We start from the raw sequence: 9,850 nt of genomic DNA on the forward strand, positions 1-9,850 counted from the left end.
TTCTGCCCAATCCTCTGCTTTATCTTTCACATTATCCAGGAAATCACCTGCCTGATCCATCAGGCCCGCCTTTTTTTCTTCGGCTTTGTCTGACATACCTGCAAACCAGTTATCAACTGTACCTGCAATAAAAGGAGGTAATTTGCCTTTCACATATTCTTTGATCACATCAATGGACTGTGCTGCCTGTTCGGCGGTAAGTCCGGCTTTGTCCTGTAATTGCTGAATGAGTTCCTGCATAAATAGAGTTTTATGGTTAGAGATCGTGTTACTGTTCACGTGCAACCGGAACAGTTAGGCCACTTTCAGTTTAACAAGGGTAGATTGCTCCAGTTTTGCCTGTGCATATTCCCTGGTAAGATGGAAGTGCGATTCATTGGCCGACGGCAGTTCATACATCGCGTCACTCAGCACTACTTCACAGATGGAGCGTAAACCGCGTGCACCCAGCTTGTATTCCATTGCTTTGTCTACAATATAATCGATCGCTTCCTCTTCTATCTGTAAATCGATATTTTCTACCTTGAAAAGTTTCTTGTACTGTTTTACCAGCGCATTTTTTGGCTCGGTAAGGATCAGTTTCAGGGTATCCCTGTCGAGGGAGTTGAGATAGGTTACCACAGGCAAACGGCCCAGTAACTCGGGGATCAGACCAAAGGATTTCAGGTCCTGTGAATTGATGTAACGCAGGATCTGTTTTCTGTTCTCTTCTTCTTTTTCCTTGTTAACGGTGAAACCGATAGAGTGTGTTTGTATTCTTCTGCTGATGATCCTTTCCACGCCATCAAATGCGCCGCCGCAAATGAAGAGAATATTTTGCGTGTTCAGTTTGATCAGTTTCTGCTCAGGATGCTTACGGCCGCCCTGGGGTGGTACCAGTACTTCGGTGCCTTCCAGTAATTTCAGCAGCCCCTGTTGAACGCCTTCTCCGCTTACATCACGGGTGATGGAAGGATTATCGTTTTTACGGGCAATTTTATCGATTTCATCGATGTAAACAATACCGCGTTCAGCAGCTTCCACATCGTAGTTACATACCTGCAACAGGCGGCTGAGGATACTTTCCACATCTTCACCCACATAGCCGGCCTCTGTAAATACGGTAGCGTCCACAATAGCGAAGGGTACGTTTAATTGTTTTGCGATGGATTTGGCCAGCAGGGTTTTACCGGTACCGGTTTCTCCTACCATGATAATGTTGGATTTTTCTATCTCTACTTCATCATCGCCAATCTGCTGATTCAGTCTTTTATAGTGGTTGTATACTGCTACCGCCAGTATTTTCTTCGCATCGTCCTGGCCAATTACGTATTCGTCCAGGAACTTTTTCATGTCTATAGGTTTAGACACTTTGGGAGCGAAGTTGGGAGCCACGGCTGCAGCCGCTTTCTTGCCCGGAGTAAATAACTCCTGGTCAATTATCTCCTGCGCGTTGGCTACACAGTTTTCACAGATGTGTCCTTCTGCACCTGCAATCAGTATCTGCACTTCTTCCTTGGAGCGGCTGCAAAAGGAGCATCGGATTTTAGATTCTTTCATTTCGAAATAGATTATTTTTCTACGAAACTATCATTGTCTGCAATGGTATTGCAGGGTTACAAATTTACACTAAATAGCCGAAAGCGTAAGTCTTAATACAGTAAAGCTTATCATCTCACAAAACAAAAGCTATTGTAATGAAGATAGTAGCGTTTTTTAATATGTATCGCTGTCATCTTCGCTACAATAGCTTTATTTATGCCTTGAGCGTTAAGCTATTACTGAGGTGTTTCCAGGTTTTTCTTTGGATTTTTCTGGAGTACGTCATCAATAATGCCGTATTCTTTTGCTTCATCCGCAGTCATCCAGTAATCACGGTCTGAATCTTTTTCCACTTTTTTGATCGGCTGTCCGCAGTGGCCTGCAATGATTTCGTTCAGTTCTTTCTTCAGTTTCACAAATTCACGCGCAGTGATTTCGATGTCTGAAGTCTGGCCTTCTGCACCGCCATGAGGCTGGTGGATCATTACACGTGCATGTTTCAGCGCGGTACGTTTTCCTTTTGTGCCTGCTACCAGTAATACGGCGCCGAAAGAGGCCGCCATACCGGTACAGATAGTGGCTACATCAGGAGAAATGATCTGCATAGTATCATAAATACCCAGGCCGGCGTAAACGCTTCCTCCGGGGCTATTGATGTACATCTGTATATCACGGTTACGGTCGGAAGATTCCAGGAACAGCAACTGCGCAGTAATTACATTTGCTACGTAGTCGTTCACCGGGTCTCCCAGGAAAATAATACGATCAGCCATCAACCGGGAGAAAACGTCCATCTGGGTCATATTCATCTGGCGTTCTTCAAGGATATAAGGAGTCAGGCTGTTGATCTGGTGGCTTTTGGCGTAACTGTCTACTACCAGGCTGCTGATTCCCCGATGCTGGATGGCATATTTTCTAAATTCATTATTAATGTTCATGATGGTGATGTTTATGAGGTAAATTAACAAAATCTTCTGCTTTGATTTCCTCTTCTTTCACGTTCACCTTTGCTTCAGCCCAGTCAAATAACTTGGCAGTGATCATTTCGCGGTAAGTCTGGTCTACAAATTTCTCATCCTGTAACAGGCGATCCAGGTAGCTGTCTAACCATTCTGCTCCATCAGCAGCGGCGCCGCCATAGTAGCCTAATACTTTTTGTTTGGCATTTTCTTTCAGATCTTCGAAAGAAACTTCCAGTTTATTTTCCTTAACCAGTTTATCGCTGATGAGTGTCCAACGTAATTGATGGTCAAACGAAGGGAATTCTTTTTCCGCCTCTTCAGCAGTTTTTGGTTTTTCACCGCCTACCTGCAGCCAGCGTTTGAGGAAATCCTTTGGTAATTCGATCGGCGTTTCGTGCACCAGTACTTCAAACAGCTCGTTGTGAAGGTGGTTGCGGCTCTCAGAATCCCAGTATTTGCCGATTTCTTCTTTCAGTTTAGCCCGGAAAGCTTCTTCAGTAGTGATTTCTTCTCCAGGGTAAACTTCTTTGAAGAACTCTTCATTCAGTTCTCTTTTTTCAATCAGACCTACTTTGGTGATGGTGAGTTTGAAATATTTCTTTGCTGCTTCCTTGTCGCCTGCTTCAAAGCCCAGGTCTTTCAGAACCCAGCCCAAACGCTGTTCGTCAAAGGAAGTAGCCAGTTGGAATACAATGCTGTCTTCATTCTTTTTGCCCTGTAACTCAGCCTGGATAGCCGGTGAAAAGTACTTCACCAGCAAGGCGTTCTCTTTTACGATACCGCCTTCCACTACATTACCTTTCTTGTCAGATTCTTCGAATTTAACGTTAATCACGTTATCTTCAGAGGTAATTGTTTCAGGTTCTGTTGTTTTACCACCTTTCAGCTGCAGGCGCTGTACTTCATCGTTTACCATTTCGTCGGTAACGGTTACTTTATACTTGGTAAGGGTGGTTTTGTTATTTTCCAGGGGAGTAACGCTGAAGGCCGGTTTCAGACCTACTTCAAACTCGAAGTTGTAATCAGCTGGTTTGTTGTAATCCAGGTCTTTCGCCTGTTTTTCCAGGGACAGCGGCTGGCCGAAGATTTCCAGTTTTTCTGCCTGCACATAGCCCATCAGTTCTCTTTCAACAGTTTTCAGAATTTCGTCGCCAAAGATAGCCTGACCGTGCATTTTCTTAACCATACCTGCAGGTACCATTCCTTTACGGAAGCCTGGTATGTTCGCATTTTTGCTGAATTGCTTTACTGCTTTGTCAAAATTAGGAAGGTAATCTTCCTGGCTCACTTTCACAGTGATCTTATCGTTCAATAAACCAATGTTTTCTCTCGTAACGGTTGCCATAATTGAATTGTATAAAGTGTTCTTTAAGAAGCAATAATGATTCCTTGTTTATTTTTCTGCCATGAAGTCACAACGGCAAGTAGGAATGGCAGGAAATTATTTTTGAATAAAATCAGGTGAAACTGTGTCTGAATAAGACAGTAGTGACAATGAAAGTGAGGGGGAGCATAGCATTATCACATTGCCATATTGACGCATTGCCACATAATATTATATGTGCGGATGAAGGGACTCGAACCCCCATGCCTCGCGGCACCAGATCCTAAGTCTGGCATGTCTACCAATTTCATCACATCCGCAGTAAATAAAAAGAACTCGCTCTTCCCTGTTAGTTCCGCCCGGATATACATGACAAGAGCCCCTTTTTAGCTCAAAAAGGATTGCAAAGGTATTATTTTTTGGGAATTAACAAAATCATTTATATAGGGAACATTCGCCGGCTTTCGCCCCTAATTTTTTAAAAAATCAGAATTAAGCAGTTAAATTGGAGGGCAATTACTGTAAAAGTATATCTGATGCTATGGCCAAAACCTTTTTTGAAGAGCTGAACAGCGCAAATGCTACTGGTGTAGCCTATAAAAATATCAACCTGAAAAAGGCCGCCCTGGCCTATTTCGCCAATTCCGGCAACGCCACCATCGCCGATCTGTGCAAGGAGCTCAATCTCAGCACTCCCAAAGTGACCAACCTGGTGAATGATCTTATCACCGATGGACTGGTCATGGATTATGGCAAAATAGAGTCCACCGGTGGCCGTAAGCCAAACCTGTACGGACTGGTGCCGGATTCCGCCTTCTTTATCGGCGTAGACGTAAAGCATGACCACCTCAACCTGGGCCTGTCCGACCTCCATAAAAACCTGCTCACCACCGTGGAAGGACTGCCTTATGCGCTGGATAACACCAAAGCCTCGCTGGAACAGCTTTGCCTGCTGATCAATAACTTTATCGACGGGCTCACAGTGCCAAAGGAAAAAATCCTTGGTATCGGTATCAATATCCAGGGACGTATTAACTACGCTACCGGCTACAACTACAGCCTTTTTTATTTCGACGACGAACCCCTCAGTAAAGTCATTGCAGCCAAAGTTGGCATCCGCGTTTTCCTGGAGAACGATTCACGCGCAATGGCATACGGGGAATTTTGCTCCGACCTTGTGAATGGCGAACGTAACGTGCTGTTCCTGAACCTTGACTATGGCATAGGGATGGGCGTGCTGATCAACGGGGAACTGTATTATGGCAAATCCGGCTATAGCGGGGAAGTAGGGCATATCCCCATGTTCGACAACGAGATCATTTGCCATTGCGGGAAAAAAGGATGCCTGGAAACAGAAGCCTCCGGATGGGCGCTGGTAAACATGTTCCGGCAAAAACTGGCTGCCGGCTCTTCCTCTATGCTCACCCGCACGCACCAGTCGCCGGAAGATATCCATCTGCACGACATCATAGCGGCGGCCAACAACGATGATATGCTGGCCATAGAACTCATCGCCAAAGTAGGAGAGAACCTTGGCCGCGGCGTGGCCCTGCTCATGAACATCTTCAACCCCGAACTGGTGATTCTCGGCGGCGCCCTGGCCGCTACGCAAGACCACATACGCCTGCCTATAAAAAGCGCTATGAAAAAATATTCCCTCAGCCTGGTTAGTAACGATTCCAAATTGAAAATGTCACGACTGGGTGAAAGCGCAGGCATTATCGGGGCCTGCCTGTTGGTAAGAAATAAGGTGCTCATAAGCTAGTTTTACCTAACTTTAGTATTCACCTGAACTCCATTTTCTTACCCTAAAAAATGATTGTTATGTCCACCACATTAACAACGTACCTCACATTCGGCACTAATTGCCGGGAAGCAATGAATTTTTATAAGGGCATTTTCGGAGGAGAACTCCAGATTATGACAATGGGCGATGCGCCGGACAGCGATAAACAACCCCCTGAAGCAAAAGACCTGGTGATGCACGCGTATCTTAAAACACCCGGGTTTGAAATCATGGCGTCCGACAGTATGATGGGGCAAACACCTAAAAACGGGGACAGCGTTACGCTCGCCTTGGGCGCTACATCTAATGAAGAGGCGGAAAAATTGTTCAATGCATTATCTTCCGGAGGCAAGGTTACAATGCCACTGGAAGAAACTTTCTGGGCGCACCGCTTTGGTATGCTCACCGATAAGTACGGCTTTCCCTGGATGATAAGCTTTAATAAGCCGATGATGTAACCAGGTTATTTTTTTAAGAGACGATAAGTTTTACAGCTGTTTACTTTCCTGGTATCCCGGAAAATAAACAGCTGTATTTTTATTTCTTCTTCCTGAAAAAAGAAAATAATCCTCCTCCGCGCAATTCATTTTTCTTCTCTGCTGCAGGCCGGAACCCGGGATCGTTTGCTATAATCAGGTCAATGGTCTTTTTGCAGGCGCCCATATCTTCTTTGGCTTCGTAAGCCAGCGCCATCGTATATCTTACGGCAGATGCCTCCGTATCCCATGTCCAGTTATTGGTGGCATAAATATGCAGACATTGGGTAGCGTAAGCCAGGCATTCATCATATTCTTTGTTACCAAGATAGGCTTCCGCCAGGAAAGCGTATACGCCAAACCGGTAGTTGGGGGCGTTGTCTGTTGCATCGCCGCCGGACATGATCTGTAGTGTATATAAAAGATCCGTAATAGCGGCTTTGAAACGGCCCAGTTTTAACGCGGCTTTTCCCCGGAAGTAATAGATCTTCATCTGCGAAATCACCGGCAGTTTGGGAATACCGCCAATGGAAATACGGTTATTGACAGCGCCGATGCAATGTTCATACTGTGCATTGTCAAAATACAGGTACATCAGGTTAAAGTATGCGTCGCTGTCGTCCGGCTTTTCCACCAGGTGCGTTTCCAATGCCAGTATACGTTCATGCAGGTCGTCGGCACTGTTGGTCCGGATAAATGCCCGCCCGGTTTTAATGCGGTCAATGTTGTAGATAATGGTTTCACGGTCGTAATCTTCCAGCAATTCCATATCCTTTTCAATCCAGGTATTGTATTCATCCAGTATTTTTTCGTAGAGATGCAGCGCTTCAGCATGTTTCTCCAGTGTACACAGGTCGTCTATCATTCTTTCATGGATAGATACATAGTACATGAGCGGAAGTGCCTCCGTGAAGTTATCCAGGATGGTTTGCCGGTCGGTAATGGCCTCTGCCAGCTTGCCCATGCTATGGTAGGCATCCGCCCTGGATTCCAGCTGTTCCCAGAAGGGCGACATATTATAGCCGATAGTATGTACATGTGCCGCTTCCTCGAACATGCCGCCTTCGTATAAAGCAATGCCATAGTTGTTGCAGCACATGGCAAAATGGTGAGGATGGCCGGCATAAGAACTGCCTGTATTTTCATACCAGTAAGCATGATAAATATCAAATGCTTTTTTATACAGGAACCGCTTCAGCCTGGCAGACGCCTGTTTTACCGCATTGTCTTTTTCCAGCTGGATAATCTCGCTGAAAATGACACCAGCCGCGTACCAGTCGTACGCAATATTATGCTCCACATCAGGCCAGCTTTCGGGGAACTGTCCGTTTACCTTATAGCTGGTAAAATACCACCTTACCATGCTGAATGGATAAGGTTTAATGGCCAGTGATTTTTCATACCATGGCAACGCTTCATGATAGCTGCCGATATTAAAGAACGCAGTAGCGGTATAATGGTAGAAATAGGCTTCTTCCGGGTATTCGGCAATGAAACGTTTGCCGGTGGAAATCTGTTCCAGGGTCCCTTCATCATCGTCGTCTCCAAAAAACTCCGGCCAAAATTCCGTAGTGCCTTTACAAAATTCCCTTGCCAGCGCCGCATTCCGTATGCCATCGGCGAGCAATTGCCGGATATGCCGGAGCAAACGCAGCATATCTTCTTTGGTATTTTCTCCTGCGGAGATCATTACCTGCAGCATGCTGGCGGCAAATTCGTAATCTGCCATATCCAGGGCGAACCAGGTGGTGGACAACAGCCGGTTATTAAATACGGTGCATTCAAAGGACTGTTTATAGTATTCCAGCGCAGCGGGCCTGTTTTCGGTATGGTAATACACATCCCCGATACGGGTAAAGCACTGGAACCGCGCCACATTGAGCTGGGGCAGATCGTCGGCATACAACGATTCATACACCTGGAGATTACGGTGCATATCGGCCAGGGCCTTATCGGTTTCATTCTTTAACACCCATACCTGGAAACGGTACAGTAATGCTTTTGTAGTTAACTCTTCATCGCCGCCGGCAATGAGTATATCACAATCGCTGATGGTTTCATCTCCTTTATCGGCCATAATATTGGCGCCCATATAGGCGCGGTGTACGCGGGCCTGCACATGTGAAGGATCAATGCTCAATACCTGGCAGAATGCATTGTAGGCTTCATTATACATGGCAGTGGCAAGATCCCTGTTATCGGTGGCTTTGGCATTTTCCAGCTGCGACAAGCCCAGCAACTGCCAGCCCCGTGCCTCCCCCGGATGATCCTGCAGGTATGTTTCAAGTTTGGTAATTGCTTCCGTATACGCCTGTTCATTATACAGCCTTTCCAGTTCGTCTAAATACATATGCGCTTTATTAGGACCTGTAATTTATTAATATTGGGGATGATGATAAATATTTTCTGGTAGTTTCCTTCCGAATATATATATTTAAAGACCATTTATTATCAGCCAGAAACTTCAATCCTTTGCCATGAAAGCAATAGCAGTATTGTTATTACTCCTGTGCAGCACAGCAGTATACGCGCAGGAGTGTGATTGCAGGAAGAAATTTGACAGTGTACAGGTCTATCTGAGAAAGAATTATGTAGGGTTTATCGACAAAGTAACTCCTGTTACACAGCAGGCTTATACCGCCATGCTCACAAAAATGCGGCTGCAGGCAGCTACCATTAAAGGCGCCACACATTGCCTGCTGCTGGTGAACCGTTACCTGCGCTTTTTCAAAGACCAGCATCTTTCCCTGCACATTGGCTATACGCCGCTAAAAGAAAAAATAACACTCACGCCCCAGCAGCTCGATATGCTCGGAAAGCAGCCAATAAGCGGCATAGCGGGCATTTACCAGGAAGGCTCGCTGTATAAAGTGGCCCTGGTAAAAAATCTCAGGGGATTACGCACTTACGCGGCCGTGATCATGGAATCTGCGGTGCCCGACTGGAAAACAGGAGACGTGTTGTTTGAGCTGGCCGCTACCGGACCGGATAAATTTGACCTGATCAGTTATGCAGAACAACAGGTGAACTTTGATACCCTTACGGTTGGCAGGCGGTATGACGGACTTGCTGCACTGGGCTGGCAAAAGCCAGGGGCAGTTGGGCCCCCGCAAACTGCCGGCCTTACGCCGCTGCAGAAAGTACGGGAAATCCCCGCTTTTGCCGATATGCCGGCAGCGCCTTTCTTTTTCCGGCAGGTAAACGACAGCACCGGCTACCTGCGCATCGGCAGTTTCGATGCCACCGTTTACCCGCTGGCAGATTCCGTACTGAATGCCAACGATGAATACCTGCGCAGGAACCCCAACCTGGTGATAGATGTCCGTAACACCGGCACCGGCGCCGACAAACTCATTGAGCGCCTCCGGCCGTTACTGTATACCCAGCCGGTGAGGATCACGGGGGCCGACTTTTATGCAACCCCGGATAACATTACTGCATGGGGCCACGTACTGGACGAGCAAACGGGGAAATTGCCCGATGAATACGTAGAGCAGATCCGCACCGCCATCCGCCAGGGAAACGGGTTGCAGGGAAGGCTGGTAAGCCTGGGACCGGATGAAAACATGATCCTGCCCGCCCCGTTGCCAGTGCCTGCTAAAGTGGCGGTGCTGATCAATGATCAGTGCAGTAATACCGCAGAGCAGTTTTTACTGGAAGCTGCCCAGAGCCAGAAAGTAAAATTGATGGGAACTCCCACTGCCGGAGCATTGGATTATTCCAATGTAGCCAGGGTAAAATTTTCGATCCCTGATTTTTCAGTAGACTATCCGGTTACCCG

The 9,850-nt window shown here is 46.5% G+C and carries 8 protein-coding genes and 1 tRNA gene; 3 read left to right on the forward strand and 6 right to left on the reverse strand.

Annotation, left to right across the window (positions count from 1 at the left end; all coding sequences use genetic code 11):
• The 5 genes from VN105_RS05825 to VN105_RS05845 form a co-directional block, all read right to left on the reverse strand.
• The coding region (locus tag VN105_RS05825; RefSeq protein ID WP_325638848.1) for a hypothetical protein at positions 1–240 on the reverse strand (240 nt) is incomplete at its 3' end.
• Between the two features lie 54 nt (positions 241–294).
• The gene (gene clpX / locus VN105_RS05830) at positions 295–1,539 is read right to left on the reverse strand and encodes an ATP-dependent Clp protease ATP-binding subunit ClpX (RefSeq protein ID WP_325638850.1); all 1,245 of its coding nucleotides are present in this window, start codon (positions 1,537–1,539) and stop codon (positions 295–297) included.
• A 218-nt stretch (positions 1,540–1,757) separates the two neighbouring features.
• Positions 1,758–2,459, reverse strand: coding sequence for an ATP-dependent Clp endopeptidase proteolytic subunit ClpP (gene clpP / locus VN105_RS05835; protein ID WP_142685694.1), 702 nt, complete (start codon positions 2,457–2,459; stop codon positions 1,758–1,760).
• On the reverse strand, positions 2,449–3,828 hold the full coding sequence (tig, locus tag VN105_RS05840; RefSeq protein WP_325638853.1) for a trigger factor: 1,380 nt from the start codon (positions 3,826–3,828) through the stop codon (positions 2,449–2,451). Before tig ends, clpP begins: the two co-directional genes overlap by 11 nt.
• Positions 3,829–4,045: 217 nt before the next feature.
• Positions 4,046–4,127: transfer RNA gene (locus tag VN105_RS05845), tRNA-Leu, on the reverse strand.
• Positions 4,128–4,348: 221 nt separating this feature from the next.
• Between VN105_RS05845 and VN105_RS05850 the strand changes: the two genes are divergently transcribed.
• A complete protein-coding gene (locus VN105_RS05850; protein WP_325638855.1) occupies positions 4,349–5,572 on the forward strand; it encodes an ROK family transcriptional regulator in 1,224 nt (407 codons plus the stop codon).
• Positions 5,573–5,631: 59 nt separating this feature from the next.
• Positions 5,632–6,051 (forward strand): VOC family protein, encoded by a 420-nt coding sequence (locus tag VN105_RS05855; RefSeq protein ID WP_325638857.1) that lies wholly within the window; start codon positions 5,632–5,634, stop codon positions 6,049–6,051.
• Positions 6,052–6,130: 79 nt separating this feature from the next.
• On the opposite strand, the gene VN105_RS05860 is transcribed toward VN105_RS05855, so the two are convergent.
• Positions 6,131–8,419 (reverse strand): hypothetical protein, encoded by a 2,289-nt coding sequence (locus VN105_RS05860; RefSeq protein WP_325638858.1) that lies wholly within the window; start codon positions 8,417–8,419, stop codon positions 6,131–6,133.
• 127 nt (positions 8,420–8,546) lie between these two features.
• Between VN105_RS05860 and VN105_RS05865 the strand changes: the two genes are divergently transcribed.
• Positions 8,547–9,850, forward strand: a 1,304-nt coding sequence (locus tag VN105_RS05865; protein ID WP_325638860.1) for a S41 family peptidase, incomplete at its 3' end; no start/stop codon positions are given.

The sequence above is a fragment of the Chitinophaga sp. genome (genome assembly GCF_035564935.1).
Taxonomy (GTDB): domain Bacteria; phylum Bacteroidota; class Bacteroidia; order Chitinophagales; family Chitinophagaceae; genus Chitinophaga.